Source organism: Alphaproteobacteria bacterium (assembly GCA_033762625.1).
GTDB lineage: Bacteria > Pseudomonadota > Alphaproteobacteria > UBA9219 > RGZA01 > RGZA01.
The window spans coordinates 17934-36618 of record JANRLI010000011.1; the positions used below are offsets into that span (position 1 = coordinate 17934).

General features: G+C 50.7%; 14 protein-coding genes. 9 read left to right on the plus strand and 5 right to left on the minus strand.

Annotated elements, in window-relative coordinates; translation table 11 throughout:
* Window position 1 precedes the first annotated feature (1 nt).
* Window positions 2-691 carry a helix-turn-helix domain-containing protein gene (locus SFW65_05755; GenBank protein MDX1922612.1) on the minus strand — a complete coding sequence of 230 codons (690 nt, stop codon included), beginning with the start codon at window positions 689-691 and terminating at the stop codon, window positions 2-4.
* A 118-nt stretch (window positions 692-809) separates the two neighbouring features.
* Between SFW65_05755 and SFW65_05760 the strand changes: the two genes are divergently transcribed.
* Window positions 810-1025: a hypothetical protein gene (locus SFW65_05760; protein ID MDX1922613.1), complete on the plus strand. Its 216-nt coding sequence runs from the start codon at window positions 810-812 to the stop codon at window positions 1023-1025.
* On the opposite strand, the gene SFW65_05765 is transcribed toward SFW65_05760, so the two are convergent.
* Window positions 1022-1708 (minus strand): helix-turn-helix transcriptional regulator, encoded by a 687-nt coding sequence (locus tag SFW65_05765; protein ID MDX1922614.1) that lies wholly within the window; start codon window positions 1706-1708, stop codon window positions 1022-1024. The genes SFW65_05760 and SFW65_05765 overlap by 4 nt on opposite strands.
* A gap of 151 nt (window positions 1709-1859) precedes the next feature.
* Here SFW65_05765 and SFW65_05770 point away from each other — a divergent pair, with 151 nt between their 5' ends.
* Both SFW65_05770 and mutS read left to right on the plus strand, forming a co-directional pair.
* Window positions 1860-2117: a hypothetical protein gene (locus SFW65_05770; GenBank protein ID MDX1922615.1), complete on the plus strand. Its 258-nt coding sequence runs from the start codon at window positions 1860-1862 to the stop codon at window positions 2115-2117.
* Window positions 2118-2295: 178 nt separating this feature from the next.
* Window positions 2296-4995 carry a DNA mismatch repair protein MutS gene (gene mutS / locus SFW65_05775; protein ID MDX1922616.1) on the plus strand — a complete coding sequence of 900 codons (2700 nt, stop codon included), beginning with the start codon at window positions 2296-2298 and terminating at the stop codon, window positions 4993-4995.
* A gap of 118 nt (window positions 4996-5113) precedes the next feature.
* Here mutS and SFW65_05780 read toward each other — a convergent pair whose 3' ends face one another.
* Window positions 5114-5584, minus strand: a complete 471-nt coding sequence (locus SFW65_05780) for a DUF305 domain-containing protein (GenBank protein MDX1922617.1) — start codon at window positions 5582-5584, stop codon at window positions 5114-5116.
* A 222-nt stretch (window positions 5585-5806) separates the two neighbouring features.
* Between SFW65_05780 and SFW65_05785 the strand changes: the two genes are divergently transcribed.
* The 3 genes from SFW65_05785 (at window position 5807) to SFW65_05795 (ending at window position 13882) form a co-directional block, all read left to right on the plus strand.
* Window positions 5807-6439 (plus strand): hypothetical protein, encoded by a 633-nt coding sequence (locus tag SFW65_05785; protein MDX1922618.1) that lies wholly within the window; start codon window positions 5807-5809, stop codon window positions 6437-6439.
* Between the two features lie 304 nt (window positions 6440-6743).
* Entirely contained in the window at window positions 6744-13100 is a 6357-nt protein-coding gene (locus tag SFW65_05790; protein ID MDX1922619.1) for a hypothetical protein, read from the plus strand.
* 11 nt (window positions 13101-13111) lie between these two features.
* Window positions 13112-13882, plus strand: a complete 771-nt coding sequence (locus SFW65_05795; GenBank protein ID MDX1922620.1) for a 3'(2'),5'-bisphosphate nucleotidase CysQ — start codon at window positions 13112-13114, stop codon at window positions 13880-13882.
* Between the two features lie 64 nt (window positions 13883-13946).
* Here SFW65_05795 and mutM read toward each other — a convergent pair whose 3' ends face one another.
* Entirely contained in the window at window positions 13947-14777 is an 831-nt protein-coding gene (gene mutM / locus SFW65_05800) for a bifunctional DNA-formamidopyrimidine glycosylase/DNA-(apurinic or apyrimidinic site) lyase (protein MDX1922621.1), read from the minus strand.
* A gap of 37 nt (window positions 14778-14814) precedes the next feature.
* Window positions 14815-15246 (minus strand): hypothetical protein, encoded by a 432-nt coding sequence (locus SFW65_05805; protein MDX1922622.1) that lies wholly within the window; start codon window positions 15244-15246, stop codon window positions 14815-14817.
* A 71-nt stretch (window positions 15247-15317) separates the two neighbouring features.
* Between SFW65_05805 and ubiE the strand changes: the two genes are divergently transcribed.
* The 3 genes from ubiE (at window position 15318) to ffh (ending at window position 18658) form a co-directional block, all read left to right on the plus strand.
* A complete protein-coding gene (ubiE, locus tag SFW65_05810) occupies window positions 15318-16130 on the plus strand; it encodes a bifunctional demethylmenaquinone methyltransferase/2-methoxy-6-polyprenyl-1,4-benzoquinol methylase UbiE (protein ID MDX1922623.1) in 813 nt (270 codons plus the stop codon).
* 94 nt (window positions 16131-16224) lie between these two features.
* Entirely contained in the window at window positions 16225-17133 is a 909-nt protein-coding gene (locus SFW65_05815) for a hypothetical protein (GenBank protein ID MDX1922624.1), read from the plus strand.
* Between the two features lie 160 nt (window positions 17134-17293).
* The gene (gene ffh / locus SFW65_05820) at window positions 17294-18658 is read left to right on the plus strand and encodes a signal recognition particle protein (GenBank protein ID MDX1922625.1); all 1365 of its coding nucleotides are present in this window, start codon (window positions 17294-17296) and stop codon (window positions 18656-18658) included.
* The last annotated feature ends 27 nt before the right edge of the window (window positions 18659-18685 follow it).

Consider the following 18685-nt stretch of genomic DNA (forward strand, 5'->3'; position numbering starts at 1 on the left):
GCTAATCCGGCAGATAGGGCAGACCTTCCAGTTTGGCAATCGCCACTTTCTTTTTATCAAGGGGCTTGCCGTGCAAGTAATTGAATTCAAACTGGTTACGAAAGGTCTGCGCAATCAGCGGATTTTGTACCAATAGGACACGCAATGGCGGGCCCCAATTGATGATCGCAAAGCGATCGCCATAGACAAAATACGGCGCTTGCTGGAACAGATAGGATGGCACAGCGCGGTAGGTGGAAGGCCCGATGATGACCAGGTTATTACCTTCTGCAATCAGCAAACGGTTGGTGATGCCAAGTTTGCGTTGCTGAATAAGGGCGGCGGTCAGTTCTTTTTTATATTTCTTGAGCCAGACTTTTTCATCAACGCCGCTGATTAAAACCTCGCCGCCCGTGCGGCCAAGTGTGGCAATAATATCTTCCCATAATTCGAAGATTGCGCCATCACCTTCGATATTTCTGAAATTGAATTTCTCGCGCCGCAAGCGCACGCCGGGTTCGGGCGTGAATTCAATACCTGCGCGTTCAAGTGCGCCGCATACTGCTTCAAAGACTTTGCCGCCCATTTTGCCCGTGCCCTGTTCAAGGTTGGATACGGCGGCCAGTGACACGGATGCGCGCTCCGCCAATTCGCGCTGGGTATAGGCCAAAAGGCTGCGGGCGGCTTTGAGTTGTTCAATAGTGATCATCATTAAAATATACCGGTAAATCTAATGATTTTCATTAAATATTTGCCGTTCTCCACTCAGGAAAGTAAAGCCCGCCCCGCATAATAAAAACATCGAAAACATCGATTTAACGGGGTTTATTATGCAAAACACATCAAAAATCACCAAATTATTATGTGGTCAGGCCGATGAAAGCGAATATAGCCAAGGCCTTCGTGAACTGATTATTACGTTGAATGCGGGTTGCGCATTAATCTTTAAAGCAACCGGAAGCGCATTAAAAGCAACCGGCGTTTTCCTATGTGGTGAACCAGACCAAAACAGATATGGCCGTGATGGCAGCCGTTATGGTTCTTAAATTGGTTTGTTCGGCAAGCCTTCCAGCTTGGCGATGACGACATCGCTTTTCTTGAGAATCCTGCTGTGCTGGAAATTAAACTCGAACTGGCTTCGGAAGCTCTCGGCGACCAGTGCATTATGCACCAGTAGAATGCGCAAGGGTGGCCCCCAATTAATCATCGCAAAGCGGTCGGCATACACATAATAGGGAACCTGCTGCAATAAATGCGGCGGCGCTACGCGGTAGGTTTCTGTGTCGGACAAGATCAAGGTGTCGCCTTGCGGGATGATGTGACGATTGCGAATGCCAAGTTTGCGTCGTTCAATCAGCGCTGCGGTCACTTCCTCCTTATACCGTGCGAGCCATAATTTGCTGCTAACGCCGCTAATCAGCACTTCGCCGCCGGTTTTGCCCAAGGCAAGAATGATGTCATCCCATAATTCGATAACGGCGTGTTCGCCTTCCAGAACGCGAAACTGGTATTTCTCGCGCCGTAAGCGCACGCCGGGTTCGGGCGTGAATTCAATGCCCGCTTGCTGCAATACCTTGCAAACGGCATCAAACACTTTGCCGCCAATCTTGCCCACGCCTTGTTCAAGATTGGCGACCGAGGCTAGGGATACCCCTGCCTGCTTGGCGAGGTCGCGCTGGGTCCATTCCAGCAGGGTACGGGCGGCTTTAATCTGGCTGATAGTAATCATAGCTAATACTAAGCATCATAATTAGTAAAAAGCACTAAAAAAATCTCACTTCGCAGATGCGAAAGGAGCTGAAATTGGCTAAATTATAAGCATGAACAAGCACGAATATGAGCGAATTTCGAAACCACAAACGAAGCTAGCGCGACGCAAAATGAACGATAACAAGAAACCAGACCACCTCAAGTCGATGGAAGATGAAGTGAACGAGTTCCTTCAGGTTCTAGCAGGCTACCCTGTTGATTCACATAAGTTAACGCCGCTGCAAAAGCAGGTGGTGAAGTTGAATAACATCTGCGCAAATATCTTTCGGGCGGGTGGCACGGCGCTCAGCGCAACGAATAGTTTTATCTTCGGCGAGCCCGATCAGAACCAAGTAAGTCGCGGCGAAGCCAATCATTACGAGCCGTAATCGATTTTTGTTCTAATTACTAAATTTTGGTTACTTTGTGGCAACCCCCGTTAACTTTTGCCTTCAGGACTTTGTTAGCGGGGATTTCCCTATTCCTGTGGGTTGCTTGTGTATAACCCTGACATAGGCCCTCACATAATGAATGACATTCGCGCAAACGCACTTCTATAGTTTGCGCATGACAGCCAATCTCCAACCCTCATTTTTTGCTGAACCTGGCGATGCGCCAGCACTTACCCCCCAATTAACTCCCATGATGCAGCAATACTGGGATTTGAAAAACGCGCATCCGGAATGCTTGCTGTTTTTTCGCATGGGCGATTTTTATGAGTTGTTCCATGATGACGCAGTAAAAGCTGCCCCTGTTCTGGATATCGCATTGACCAAGCGTGGTAAGGATCAAGGAGACGATATTGCGATGTGCGGCGTGCCCGTGCATTCCTATGAAGCATACCTTCCAAAATTAATCCGTGCTGGCTTTCGTGTAGCGATTGCCGAGCAAATGGAAAACCCGCAGGAAGCCAAAGCGCGTGCCAAAACGCAAAAGGGCGGTAAAACACTCGTCACGCGGCAAATCATCCGCATCATTACGCCCGGCACGCTGACTGAAGACAGTTTTCTGGACAGTGCGCGGGCGAATTATTTGGCGGTGTTATCGGAAAGCATGGGCGAATTTAGTGTTGCGTGGTGCGATTTGGTGCAAGGCGTTCCGTATGTGCAAAGCATGCCATGGAATGATGTGCCGACACTCCTTTCCCGTTTGAACCCTGCCGAGTTGGTGGTGTCACAAAAGATGATGTCGGCAGAGGATAAGCGTGAATTTCTCGATGCGCAAAAGGATATCATCACCTATGTCGCGCCGGTGCGCTATGACAGCGAAAGCGCGAAACGCGCCGCACTGCGTCAATACAGTGTCACCAGTTTGGACAGTTTTGGCGCATTTTCTAAAAATGAAACTACCGCGCTGGGCGTGCTGCTGGATTACATTGCATTGACGCAAAAGCAGCAGGTGAGTTTGTTATTGCCGCCGCGCATGGCGACGGTTGCAGGCGTGGTTGCCATTGATGCGGCGACACGCCGTAATCTGGAATTGATGCAAAGTCTAGACGGCGGGCGCAAGGGAAGTTTGCTGGCAACCATTGACCGCACACAAACCCATGCAGGTGCACGGTTATTAGCAGAACAGCTTTCTGCGCCGCTGACCGAACTTGCTGCGATTAATGAGCGCCTTTCGCGAATTGAATGTTTTGTGCAGCATGATGATTGGCGTGATGCGCTGCGGACCATGCTGAAGGCCTGCCCCGATTTGCCGCGTGCATTAACGCGTTTGTCACTGCAACGTGGAAGTCCACGTGATTTGGCTATTGTGCGTGTAGCACTGGAAAGCGCGACCAAGCTGCGGTTCTTCCTGAACCAGCATGCGCATGAATTGAATGCTGATTTAAAAAAACTGGGCATGCAGCTGGGCGAGCACTCCAGTTTGATTGATGTGCTGAGCCGCGCGCTGAAATCCGAATTGCCATTCCTTGCCCGTGATGGCGGGTTTATCGCGCCAAATTACAATGCACAGCTAGATGAATTGGTAAGCTTGCGCGATGACAGCAAGAAGCTGATTGCAGGGTTGCAGAATAAATATGTGCAACAAACCAAAATCACCACGCTGAAAATCCGCCATAACAACGTCATTGGCTACCATGTGGAAATAACGCCAGCGCAAGCGGATAAACTGCTGCAACCACCGTTTAATCAGGATTTTATTCACCGCCAAACATTGTCGAGCGCGGTGCGTTTTACCACCAATGAACTAGCGGAGCTGGAGCGCAAAACCAGTGAAGCAGGCGATAAGGCATTGCAGATTGAACTGCAATTATTTGATGAGTTGGTGCAAAAGGTGCTCGCGAATTTTGATGACCTGCGCGTTGTAGCAGGCGCCATGGCGCAATTGGATGTTGCAACGGCATTGGCAGAAATTTCGGTTGAACAAAATTGGTGCAAGCCGGTCATTGATGATAGCGATGCATTTGATATTAAAGGTGGGCGCCATCCCGTTGTGGAAGCCAGCTTAAAAGTGTTGAACAAAAACTTCATCGCCAATGATTGCGATTTAAGCGCGGCGAGCCGGTTGTGGCTGGTGACGGGCCCCAATATGGCCGGTAAATCCACGTTTTTGCGGCAAAACGCGCTTCTAGTGGTGCTTGCGCAAATGGGCTCATACGTTCCGGCTGCTTCGGCGCATATCGGTATCGTTGATAAACTATTCAGCCGTGTTGGCGCCGCCGATGATTTGGCCAGAGGACGTTCAACCTTTATGGTGGAAATGATTGAAACCGCCGCCATCCTTCATCAGGCAACGGCAAAGTCGCTGGTGATACTCGATGAAATTGGCCGTGGCACAGCAACCTTTGACGGGCTTTCGATTGCGTGGGGTAGCCTTGAATATCTTTACTACCAGAATAAATGCCGCGGATTATTCGCAACGCATTACCATGAATTGACGGTACTGAAAGACCAGTTGCCGAATTTACGCTGCGCGACCGCCAAGGTGAAGGAATGGGAAAACGAGATTATCTTCCTGCATGAAGTGGGTGAAGGTATTGCCGAATGTTCTTATGGACTGCACGTTGCGCAATTGGCGGGATTGCCCGCGGCAGTGATTGCACGTGCTGGCGCAATTTTGCAGCAATTGGAAAGCGGTAAATCCGTGGGCCAGAATAAAAATACCGTGATTGCATCTGCAAAACCGCAGGATTTTACGAGTAGGGCATTGCGCGATAAATCGGCGGTGGATAAAGCGATTGATGCATTAAACCCGGATGATTATTCACCCAAGGAAGCGCTGGAAAAGTTGTATGCTTTGAAAAGTTTGGCAAAGCAATAAAAGCGATGTCATTGCGAAGTGGCGTTAGCCACTGAAGCAATCCAGTTTGAGACAGTTCTGGATTGCCGCGTCGGGCTGAAGCTCTCCTCGCAATGACAGGGGGTTGCTTGGGATGCCGTTACTTAGGATGCTTGGCAAGCCAGTCGTTCATGAACTTAATCTCGGCGCTTTGGGCCTTGATGATGTCTTCGGCAAACTTTTTAATTTCCGGATCTTTGCCGTATTTCAACACAATCTTTGCCATGTCCACCGCGCCTTGGTGGTGGGGTATCATGCCTTTTACAAAATCCACATCGGCGTTATCGGAAAAATCAATCATCATGCCGCTATGCATTTTGGAATTGGTTTCGATGAATTCTTTGGTGGCTGGTGTTGCGCCTGGTGGTGCGGTCATCGCCATGGCATGCGCAGCATGCGCTGCGGCAGGAGCCGCTGCAGGCGGCGCGCCGGTGGGCACGGCAGGCTCTTTCACAATCGCGCTGCCGATGGCGTGTTCTTCAACATGTGCTTTGGCCGTGGTTTCTGCATGCGCAACACTGACCATGGTTAGGCATGCAATCGCGGCAATGATAAAAGAGGCGTATTTCATAAAAACTCCTTGGAAAGGGATGGGGGTAGCACACACATGAAGCCGTTAAAATAAGGCGTTTTAAAGGTGATTCAAACAATCAAGACATTCTTAACCCAAACAAGGCAAAAATGCGGGTTGTAATGCTGGCTGCAGCTGAATTGGCTTGACCAAATCGGCAGGCTGTTTACAAGATTAGTACCGATTTAAAAAACGCGTTGAAAATAACATTGTGATTGTCTCATGAATCTAAATTGGCGAGTTTTGCCACGCGCAGATGCAATGCGCATCATCGCAGCTGTTAATCCCCATCTTGGCGAGTATGCGTTGCCGCCGGGTACCAGCCCTGTGCGCCAAGCCAAATTATCGTTTTATGAAAATTACCAATTCTTTGAACTGACCGATATACGCGAAGCGCAACCTAAAAGCATGTTTGCGCTGCATAATCCCAATGGCGGCGAAGATGCGACTTTTGTGATGGATTGGACCAACCGCCCGATCTATACCGTGAATGAACATGACCCCATCAGTCTTCGTACCGACAACATGGCCGATTATCTTGGTTTCTTCTTTGCGTGCGTGCAGGGGCCTTATGGTCCGATGACCGTGGTTGAAAATCTTGACCCGCCAGCGGATGCAGATGAAGAAGTTAAGAAGCGCGTGAAGGAAGTTTTGCGCATGACCCCGCCCAAAGTCGTGAATTATGACCGCGCCAGCGGTACGTTTACGGTTTACGCCGGTATGCTATTCAAAGACTGCATCTTTAAAACCAAAATGGAAGTGGGCAGCAACGGCCTGATCCAGATTGTTGATCATGAATTGGCTATTGGTGCCCTAAATGATCAAGCACAAGCACCAGAAGCAGCATCACGCTAGTCAAAAATTCAGTCTGAAATGCGAGCAAAAAAATGAGCGTGTTTTGTTCTTGTGGCGCGGTTGCATCATAGCTGCAACGACTGTGCTTTTCAGCTGTTGCAATTACGCCTGTTGAACAAAAAAGTTATCCACAGGCTAAATTCATCTTCGTGCAATAATTGTGTTCAAATTTCCCCCCTGATGTTGCTACAGTGCCCCCTCAAGAATCAAAATAGTCCGTTTTTAGTTTTTTATTAAGAACTCATAAACGTGCGTTTTTATGCTTTGAAATTATATATTTGCGCACACTCATCTCGAGGAAACTATGGCGAAAAAACCGCAAGCTCCAGCTTCTGCCAGTTTGAATCAAGGGGCCCAAAATCAAGCCAAACCGCAATCGCAGCAAGGAGCGCCCCAAAATTACGCGCAGCAGCATCTTGCGCCGCCCGTTCCGCCGCAAGCTTTTCCGCAGTTACGCAGCGGCGTGACCAATAAACAAAACGAAAGCAATCGCCGCGCAATGGGCGGTGCGATCATCGATCCACCAAAGCCACGCGAACAATTTGCATCATGGCCATTCTGGACGGGTATGGGATTGACCATCATCTGGTTTGTTGCCGTGTTCCTTGCAACCATGAGCGTGAATTCATCGGGCAGCATTGCGGGCTTGCCTGTTACCACCATCGCGCTTGGTATCTCCGGCGTGATTGCGCCTGTTGCATTCCTTTGGATGATTATCGCTTACCTGCAACGCGCATCGGATGTGAAGGCCATCACCGAACCGCTTCGTCGCCAATTGCAGATGGTGTTGGGTACAGGCGCAAATGCTGAATCCCGCGTGCGCCGTTTTAACGAAGCGCTGGAACGCCAATTGGAATTGCTGCGTCAAGCGGGCGATGGTTCGTATGATGTATTGCAAAATGCGGTTCAGGTTTTGCAGGAAGAAGAACGCGCGATCAACAATCTGGCTGAACGCAGCGGAAAAGAAATCCAGCGCGTGGCTGGCATTGTGCGTGATAACAGCGAAGTTCTGGAAGATTTGCTGCATGATAACCGCGAACGCTTCAACGATTTGTCCGGAAAAATTGCGGGCCACATCGCAACGCTGGATGACCGCGCTGACCAAGCAGCAAGCCGACTTGGTGACATGGTTGACCGCCTGCATTTGATGATTGACCAATTCAAAGCTGCGGCAGACCAGAAGCTTGCCGATGTTGCGAATGTTTCCGAGCAGATTGGCCGTCAGGAAAAAGATACCGAAGCATCCGCACAGCGTATGAGCGAAACCTTGCAAGCTGCCCGCCAGTCGGCGCAGGAACTTGGCAATATGCTGTCAAAGAACCAGGATATTCTGGATGCTGCAGGTCAGCGGTTGATGGCGCGCATGCAGGAAATCGGCACGCAGATTGAACATTTTGCGTCGATTAGTGACAGCAAGGAAGCCAAGCTTGCACAAAGCGGCAAGCAATTGTCGGAAACCATGACGCATGAAATCGCGGCATTGGAAGCATTGACCAGCCGTTTGGAAGCGCAGATTTTTGCAGCGAACCAAGGTATTGGTTCACGCACCGATGAATTGGAAAGCCGTCAGATTCGTTTGGCAGAACAAGCCGGCAATCTGATGCAGAATTTGCAGAATACGGTTGTCTTGCTGGATACCACGGCATCGGAAGCATTCCAGAAATATTCCAGCGTGCGTGATGATGTTGCCAACCAGAGCGAACGTATTGCCCGTCAGTTCCGTGAATCCAGCAGCCATTACGATAGCATGGCGCAGCGCCTTGACGACGTATCCAAGAATGTTGTGGAACGCGTTGCGGTAATCGGCAGCAGTCTTTCAAGCCAGGTAGAAAGCATTTCATCAGGCAGCGAACGTGCCTCCAGCGCAAGCCAGCAGGCCAGCGCCGCGGTCAGCTATTCCTTGCAGCAACTGGAAGTGATGATTGAACGCATTTATGAAGCTGAAAAGCAGGCCAAGGAAAGCAGCAGCGGCTTGATTGGCAGCATTGAAGAAAAATTCAATTCATTGGTAAGCATGAGCGACCAGCATGTGGCGCGTTTGAATTCAACCCATGATGAATTGGAAGATGTCGGCCAGAAACTGTCTGAACGCGCCCGTGAAGCGGAAGGCACATGGCAGTCGCTTGTTCAATCTGCGAATAACCAGCAGGAAGCACTGCAACAGCAATTGCGGGCCAAGGTGGATGACGCCGTTGCATTGCTGAATGAAAATGCACAAGCGATTGAAGCCGCCCGTGATAGCATGTACCAGCATGTGGAAGCTGGTCTTGCCCGCAGCGGCGAGATGGTGGACATGCTCGCCAAGCTTGGCACGGTAACCGATGCGCCATTTAATGATGCAGTGGCGCGCGTGAGAACCTGTGTTGAACAGGGCGAAGACCAGCTCAACCGCTTTACGGCGGCCTTGCAAAAGAATGCAGCCGATATCGCCGAGCTCAACACCCGACTTGCAACCTATGGCGATAATGCTGGACATAAGGCTGCTGAAACACTTGCAGGTCTTGATGCCGTTGCAGCGCGTATGGAAGCCATTCAACATGGGAATATGCAGGCAACCCAGGATGTGTTGTTGCGCTTGAACCACGTTGCACAACAAGTGCAAAACCGTATGGGCGATATCAGCACCACTGCGGAAGAAGAACAAAAGCGCCTTGGCGAAACCGTCCGTCAGCTCAGCTTTGACATTAATGGTCTCATCCATGACAGCCAGACAGCTGACCAACGCATTCGCATTGCGGCTAGCCTTCTTTCCGAGCAGGCATCGGATGTGCGCAGCAAGCTGGAATCCCAAGCGATGGGCATTGAAAGCGCGCTCGGCAATTTGAATGAGCAATTCAGTGCGATGTCGCAGCAGATGCGCGGCGCAACCGAAATTGCCCAAGCGCATATCGAAGAAATCAGCAAGCGCTATGGGGAGATTACCCATATGAGCGGTGCTGGCCTTGAAGATAAAATCCGCGGCCTTGATTTTGTGGTCAGCGGCGCTGCGGAACGCCTTTCCAGCCTTGGCGAAACCATTGATGGTCGCACGCAGCAATTAACGAGCGTGCACAACCAAATTCATGACAGCACGCAGATTTTGGACAGCGCAACCCAGCAGGCGCTTGACCGCTTGTCGGTATTTACCCATGCGGTGGTTGCAGCCAAGACCACATCAGGCGATACCGCACAGGAAGTATATGCGCGGTTGAGCGATGTGCATGAACAATTCAACCGCCAGATTAGCGCGGTAAGTGAAGGTAGCCAGACCATTGCGCACACCATGCGCGATGCTGTGGCCAACCTTGTTGAACAGTCCGTGGGCCTTGCCGCTGCAAGCCAGCAGGCCGAACAGCGCATTGAAAATCTCGCAGCGACCACAGCTGCTCTGCAAGCAGAGGCGCAAAATGTGCGTATTTCGATTGAAGGCGAAGCCAAAGCAATGCAAGCGCGCCTTTCCGAAATCCTGTCGCAAATCGAAAGCGCCAGCGTGGGTATGGAACGCAATGCAGTCATCGCATTCGACCGCACCGAAGGCATGGCCAAGCGCTTTGATGGCATCAGCCAATCCGCATTCGCACGTTTGAATGAAGCCGCAACGCAAATTGAACATGTTGCCGATGGTTCAATCGCCAAGGTTGAAGCCGTGAACAAGTCATTGATGGATCAGATGGCAAGCCTGACCTTTGCGGGCGAACATCTGGCTGAGGTGGATAGCGAAATCCGCCGCTCCGCACAGGAAAGCACCGCATATCTCAACCGTCTTTCCAGCGAAGCAGGGGCAACAGCATCCTTTGCCGCTGAACAATTACGCCAGCAAATTACCGGCCTTAAGACCGAGGCTGAAGGCCTTCTTATGCGCTTTGATGCGCTGGGCAATGGCTTTGCCAACCAGTCGCTGGGTGTGTTTGATATTGCCGATAATCTGGAGCAAAAGATTACGCGCCTTCGCGATACCACGATTGCAGCTTATGAAGATGCAACCAATGCAGGTCAGCGTATTTTAAGCTCAACGCTTGAATTCAAGAACGAAGTTGCCGAAGCTGTTTCGACCATGTCGGCGACGGGTGAAGGCTTGCAACAGCGCGGCGAGATGGCCATTACCATGGTTCACCAAATGGCCGGACGTTTTGCCGAAGCAACGCAAAATCTGCGTGAACAATTCGAAGCACAGGCAAGCCGTTTGGAAGATGTGGCCGGCAAGGCGCAAGCGCAGTTGCAAAGCTTTACTTCCGAAATCAAAGGCGGCGCCGACCAGTTGGATGGTTTAACTTCCAAACTTGCGGCATCCGGTGTTGATGTGAACGAAACATTGGAAAAGACCAACTTCCTTGTACGCAATGTGAGCGGCCAGATTGACCGCATGAAGACCAGTGCGCAGGAAGTTTCCGGCGGCTTGTTGCAAAGCATGGCGGATATGATTTCAACCTTTGAAAGCGAACTCAAAGGCATGACCGATAATGCCGGCAACACCATTGAAACGCTGAACCAGAAAGCCCGCGGCATCAGCGAGGCAATGAAGGATGAAGCGCAAAACGCAGCCGACTCTATTTTACAAACGCTGAGCGATATGCGTTCCAATGTGGAAGGCAGCCTTGATCTGGTGGTCAGCAAGACCGGCGAAGTCATGGCAACGGTTAAGGATGAAAGCAGCAAGCTTTCGGCCACAGTGGAAGGCAATCTTGATCTGGTGGTCAGCAAGACCGGCGAGGTCATGGCAACCGTGAAGGATGAAAGCAGCAAGCTCTCAACCGCCATGACACAAGAAGTTGAAAAAGCATTTGCCAGCGCGAACCAGAACATCTCCGCGATGCAGCTGGATTTCCGTTCCACCATTGTGGGTATGGTTGAAGTGTTGGTGACGCATCTGCGCCAAATTCAGGAAAATGGTTCGGGCGTGATGGAAAGCATCCGCTCCGGTGCTGCGATTGGCACTGAACAGGCGATGCAAATGCTGGCCGATTTGCGTGCCAAGACCGAAGAACAGGTATTGGGTATGGCCAGTTATGTTGAACTGGCATTGCAGGGTATGCGCCAGTCATCACTTGCCATGGCAGCCGAATTGAAGGGCGATAGCACGCAAACGCAGCGTGATGCCGTTGCGGCCTTTGCACAGATGCGCGAGCAAGTCGAAGGCGAATTCAAGAATATCATCGCCCGCGCGCAAGAATCCGCAGCGCAGTTGCAAGCCAATTGCGATTTGCTGACCAAAGATATGCGCAAGGCGGTTATTGATGCCGAACGCAATGCCGAACGTATTTCCGAAGAAATGCGCAAGGTTGTTGAAGAAACACAGTCCGGCTCATCGTTGATGGTGCAGGATATTGTGGCCGCTGCAACCCAAGCACAGGAAGTTGGTGCAAGCTTCAACACCGTTGCCAATTCGATGCGTTCAGATAGTGCCAAGATTTCAGCCGGTGTTTCGGAAGTGGCGCAAAGCCTTTCCACCACCAACACATTGCTGCAACGCAGCCAAAGCGCGTTGTATGATGTAGCGCAGAAATCCAGCGATGCATTAAATGTGTTCAATGACAGCATTATGCATCAGTCACGCAACCTTGCCAGCCTGCAACAAAGCTTTGTGCAGACGGCTGATCATATGTCAGCGGCCGATGAACGCATGACCGTTTTGAAGCATGGCTTCCAGAACGTGCTTGCTGAAATCATGGAGCGTCTCAATGGCGGCCTTGTGAATTTGGGTCAGCAAATTGTCAATGTGAAACAGGAAGCAGAAAGTGCTGCGCACATTGTGACCACGAGCGGGCAGGAAGTTGCAAACCAGAACATCAACATGACCCAAACAGCAGAAGCGCTGGCAACCGCGCTTTCACAGCTTGAAGCGGTCAACCGCACGTTGTCGGCCAATATGCGTGACAGCGCCATTGAAACCGAACAGCAGGCCCGCCAAATCTCGGCGCTCAGCCAGCAAGTGCAACAGCAGGTTTCGACGTTGGAAAATGCTGCGCAAGCAGCAGCGCATCAAAGCGTTGCGGTAAGCCAGGCGCTTGATACACCACTTAGCCGTTTTGACACGCTGAACGAACGTATGGATAAGACATTAAATCTGACTGTGATGGTGGGTGATAAAATCACCGGCCAGCTTGGCAGCATTACCCGTGAAATGGAACGTGCATTGCATGATTTAGCTGAAGGCACACAAAAGGCCGGCAGCATCATTCAAACCACCACGCAAACCTTCAAGCAGGCACGTGATGAAGCAGCGGAAGAAATGTTGCAGCGTTTGCGGGATATTACCCGTAAGAATGAAGCTGCTGCCCAAGCCAGCTATCAGCCGCAGCCTGTGCCGCAGGTATTCCAGCAATACCAGCAGCCGGTACAACAGCCTGCGCCACAACCGCAGCAGCAATATGTGCCGCAGCCCATTCAGCAGCCTGCCACAAGCTATGTGCCAAACAGCTTTGGCGCACCGCAGGGTCAGCCGCATGTACCGCCCCCGGCACAGCCAGCAGTGCAACAAGTTGTGCAACCTGTCCAGCAATCCTATTCATCACAACACCCGATGCAGTCCTTCGTTCAACCGCAAGCGGTTAAACCAGCACCGGTAGTGAAGAAGCAGGATAGTGATCTGATCAACTCCCTCACGCAGATCATCCAGCAGCTTGAAGAAACAGCTGGCGCTCCTGCGGGCGGTGTTGATGTCAAACAGAAGAAAAGCTTCTAGTGGTTTTTGATTTGACCGATGTCCGCGCGCTTGTGCAACTGGCGCGTGAGGCAGGCCAAGTCATCCTGAACGTGCGCAATCAACATCAATCCGGAAAAGATGTGTTGGGATTAACGGCCAAGAATGATGGCTCGCCCGTGACACTTGCCGATATGGCATCGCAAGAACATATTCTGGAAGGGCTGGAAAATCTGGGATTGCAACAGCCCGTGGTTGCCGAAGAAACTGCCTCATTATCGCCTGATGTTACCAAGCTGGGGCGCTATTACCTGATTGATCCTTTGGACGGCACCAAAGCGTTTGTCGAGGGCGGAGATGAATTCACCGTTAATATTGGCTTCATTCAAAATGGTGTGCCGGTGATGGGCGTGTTGCATAGCCCCGTTTCCAATGAAACCTATTATACAGATGGCAAACAGGCATATTTTTTAAGTGCGGGCGAACAGGAAAGCGTGATTGAAGCGCGCATGCCCAGCACGCAAGGGTTTGATGTCATCGTCAATCGCACCGAAGACTGGTCGGGGCGTTTGAAAAACTATTTGCAGGACTTCAAGGTACGTTCAACCAAGCAGCAATCCAGCGCGCGCAAATTAGGCCTTATTGCGCATGGGCAATATGATATGTATCCGCGCTTTGGCCCAACCTATGAATGGGATATTGGTGCGGGCCATGCGATTTTACGCGCAGCAGGAGGTAGCGTTAAAACCATGGATGGAAATGAGCTGACCTACGGGAAGGATAAGTTCCTCAATCCGTTCTTTGTTGCCAGAGGCAAAGTATAATTGTTTGCGCCATTCGCTCTGCGTCTGCCGCTTGTGCGGGTGACGCAACCGTTCGGGCGAAGTGCTATTTCTGCTTTACGGGGCAAAAGAATGTTGAACGTCCGCCCTGCGTGATGCGTTGAATGGTTTTGGATTTATGGGTGCAATCCTTGCACGCCTCACCTTCGCGGCCATAAACCATGAATTCATGCTGGAAGTATCCCAATTCGCCATCCGCCTGAACATAGTCACGAAGCGTTGAACCGCCTTTGGCGATGGCGCGTTTTAAAACAGCCTTTATGGCGGCAACCAACGCTGTGCATTCGCTTAAGGTAACTTTATTGGCTGGACGCGCGGGGTGGATGCCTGCCGCATAGAGCGCTTCGCAGGCATAGATATTGCCAACGCCGACGACAACGCGTTGATCCATAATTGCCAGCTTTACCGCGACCTTTTTGGGTTTGAGTTTGGCGAACAGGGCTTCGCCCGTAAATGCTGCATCCAAAGGTTCAGGACCCAGATGTTTGAGTAATTTATGGGTATTGGTTTTGGATGTTGCGACGATATCCATCATGCCAAAGCGCCGCGGGTCATTGAACCGAATACTGTGGTTTTTATTGGTTCGGAAAATCACATGGTCGTGTTTTTGTACATTTGATTTGCCATCATCAATCACCATGCGCCCTGACATGCCAAGATGCACAATCAGCGATTGCTCATTGGCAAAGTTGATGAGGATGTATTTGGCGCGGCGTGCGAGCGATGTGATTGGTTGCCCACGCAGCACGCGTTCCATATTTTTTGGTAATGGAAAACGCAAATCCTTGCGGCGTAGTTCAATCGATGTAAAGGAACGGCCAATCAGTACGGCAGAAAGGCCGCGCATCACGGTTTCAACTTCGGGGAGTTCAGGCATAAGACGATTTTAGCCGCAGACGCCGCTTAATTACAAATCATACTTCTGGGCGCGCGCCATGGGTGAATGGACGGGCGTGAATGGATTCTGTAGATGGGCGCTTCGGGAAAAAACGCGGTAAATTGTGATAGCTGAAGGCAGCCCCTGCCTTGCGCATGATTTCATTGATGCGAACAGCCCAACTTTGCTGTTTGTTTTTATTGGCAAGCCAATCAAGCCATCCACCAAAGCTTTGATGGGCTTTTTCATCATGATGTGCAGCGCTGTGCAATTCAGGGGCATGTGCCGGATGAGGTGTCATCAGACGTGCGTGCTCACTTCCGCCTCTTGCGCCGCATTCATCGGCGGCATGGCTAAACCAGTTTCGCAAGGTCCCGGCTGTGTCATGAACCCAGTCAATTCCGCCACGCATAGCAGACATAAATCTGCTTTCAATTTCGTGACCAGTTAAGACCATAATATCGCTCATTAGCCGCTTTTCCCTCTATCCTGAAAGTATCTTATCAGCTAAGAATACTTTCACCTAATATGAGAGTGTTAATGGTTAATCGCGCCAAAAAAGCAAAGATAAACAAGGTGTCAAACGACGGGCAAACTGAAACCACCCAAAGCGGTTTTGGCTACCGGAAAACCGCGCCGGAAACGCGCACAAAACTGGTGCGCGAAGTGTTCGAAAGTGTCGCTCCCAAATATGATATCATGAATGATGTGATGTCGCTCGGCATTCACCGTTTGTGGAAGCGCGACTTTGTAAATGACGTCCAGCCAAAGGCCCATGAAGCGATTATGGATTTGGCGGGTGGCACGGGCGATATCGCGTTCCTGATGCAGCGCGCGCGCAGCCGTCATTCACAGCCCACCAGTAAAATTACGATTTGCGATATCAACCCCGCGATGCTGAATGTTGGCAAGCAACGCGCGATGGATAGGGGGTTGCATGGCACGTTTAACTGGGTGGAAGGCAATGCCGAAGCATTGCCATTTGATGACAATTCATTTGATGTTGTGACGATTGCATTTGGATTGCGGAATGTGACGCGGCTTTCCAAAGCGCTTGCCGATATTTTGCGGGTATTGAAACCGGGCGGTCGTTTTTATTGTCTGGAATTCAGCCATATTCCCGTACCGTTATTGCAAAAGGCATATGACCGTTATTCATTTGGTTTTTTGCCGTGGGCCGGTGAAAAAATTGCAGGTGACCGCGCAGCGTATCAATACCTTGCCGAAAGTATTCGTGCCTTCCCCGACCAGCAGGCGCTGGTTAAGTTGATGCAGAACGCAGGCTTTAGCGCTGCTACATACCGCAATTTAAGCTTGGGAATCGCTGCCATCCATAGTGGTTTCAAGCGTTAACCCGAATATTCAAATTTTTGTTTTTCTTTTTCGGCTTTCTTCGTATAGCTTGCGCACGGAATTTTTTAGTTCGTTTTAAAAGTTCGAGTGTTTAATGATAAATTATGCTGCTGGCGCATCGTTTTGTGCCTATCCCCGCGCCGAAGATATTGAAGTACGTATGATCCCGCCGGCCTTGTTCAGTTTCCGTGGCGCAAAACAAGCGCTGCGTAGAAGCATAAATATAGCTGCGCGTGCTACATCGATTGCAGGATTTGTCCTCTTTGCGGGTTTGATTGCGTATAATTACGCATCTTCACATCTAAGTACGCGTACTGCGCAGAAATTTGCCGCTGACATTGATATGTCGATTGAGGTTGAAAAAGCGGGTATAGAACAGGCGCATGCTTTACGCTCTGCGCGCTATGAAAGCTATGTACGCCAACATATTGACCCCGCATTTGATTTGGCCAAATGGCAGGCAACACTAAAGCAGCCAAAGCCGGATCATATAGCCGTGACATTTGAGCCTTTTGAAGCGACTGCCGCAGTGAGCGCCGCGGCTTTCGACGGTTCGGTTATGTCTGTGCATTATGCGGTGCCATCCCGGATGCTTGTGCAGGCACCCCTTATCAACGCGTCGTATGTAGCGCATACACTTGGTGCAAAACATCCATTGGTTGCACGATTTAAAGATGCCGAACGAATATGTCCTCCTGTTCCAAGCACGGTGCAGCTGGATGAGCGGTGCGGTAAACGCATGGCGCCGCTCTATCAGCAATTTGGTGATGCGGTTGTTGCACAAACCAGGGTGGAGGCTTTGCAACTTGCTTCGGTTGCTGCGCGCAAACATGTCAGCGCACCAGCGACCAAATTGCTAAAAATCCAGCAACCAAGGCAGGATGCAAAAGTTAACCGCCCTGTAAAGGTGGCGGATGCCAAGCCACATAAGAAAAAGGCGGTGCGTCCCGTGGTTGAACGCTTTGATGCAGCTACATTTTTTAGCCAAATGAACCATAGCTAAGCGTTAAACCTTTGATGACGGGGTTTAGCTTGACTCCATGCTACTAAAACCCCTATTTTCCTGACATCTCCGAAGTATAGAGATAAACGACACTAAGGTGTTCAGCTTGTCCGCGAGTTTCGCGCACAGGCTATGTTTTGTTGTATGCGTATAGGTTTAAATGTTTGAAAACTTAACTGGCAAACTAACCGGAATTTTCGACCGCTTGCGCGGGCGCGGTGCTTTGACCGAAAGCGATGTGGATGCCGCTTGTAGAGAGATACGCATTGCGCTGCTTGAGGCCGATGTTGCGCTGACGGTTGCCAAGGATTTTATTGCGCGTGTGCGTGAACGCGCAGTAGGTCAGGAAGTCATTGCTTCGGTTACGCCAGGCCAGCAGGTTGTAAAAATCGTCCATGATGTTTTGGTTGAAACATTGGGCGCAACCGCCACGCCGCTGAATTTGGCGCATAACCCACCTGTGCCTGTTTTGATGGTAGGCTTGCAAGGTTCGGGTAAGACCACATCATCTGGTAAACTGGCCAAGCGGTTGAAGGAAGTGGAACGTAAAAAAGTGATGCTGGCATCACTGGATACACGCCGCCCCGCCGCGCAGGAACAGCTGGCAATATTGGCTAAAATGGCTGATGTGGGAAGCCTTCCGATTATTGCAGGCGAAGCGCCAACCGCGATTACCAAGCGCGCGATTGAAGTTGCGGCACGTGAAGGTTATGACGTTGTCATTCTGGATACCGCAGGCCGCACCGCGATTGATGAAGAATTAATGGATGAGGTGAAAGCGGTACGCGAAATCGCCAAGCCAGCCGAAATATTGCTGGTGGTTGATGCGATGACAGGCCAAGACGCGCTAAATGTCGCGGAAAAATTCCATGCAGCCGTGAATATCACCGGCATCATCATGACGCGCCTTGATGGGGATGCACGCGGCGGCGCGGCATTATCGATGCGCGCTGTTACGGGCCAGCCAATCAAATTTTTTGGTTCGGGCGAAAAGCTGGATGCATTTGAAGTCTATCACCCCGACCGTATCGCGGGCCGTATTCTGGATATGGGCGATGTGGTCAGCCTGGTTGAAAAAGCGGCCGCGGAAATCGATATGGCAAGCGCTGAAAAAATGGCTGCCAAAATGCAGAAAGGGCAGTTCGATTTTGACGATTTGGCGGATCAATTACGCCAAATTCGCAAAATGGGCGGTTTTTCAGGCATTATGGGCATGATGCCGGGCGTTGGTAAAATCAAGCAAGCGATGAGCGAAGCCAAGATTGATGAGCGCGTAATCAAACGGCAGGAAGCCATCATCAGTTCCATGACCAGAGAGGAACGGCAAAATCCGGATTTGCTGAACGCGTCGCGCAAGCGCCGTATTGCCAAAGGTAGCGGCACGGATGTGGCGATGATCAATCAGCTGGTTAAACAATATTTGCAAATGCGCGACATGATGAAACAGATGAAAAAGATGGGTAATAAAAATTTCATGCGCCAGATGAATGCGGGGGGATTGGAACATTTGCTCGGGAAGCGATAAGTAGCGTTCAGTTCTCTGGGCCCTTTT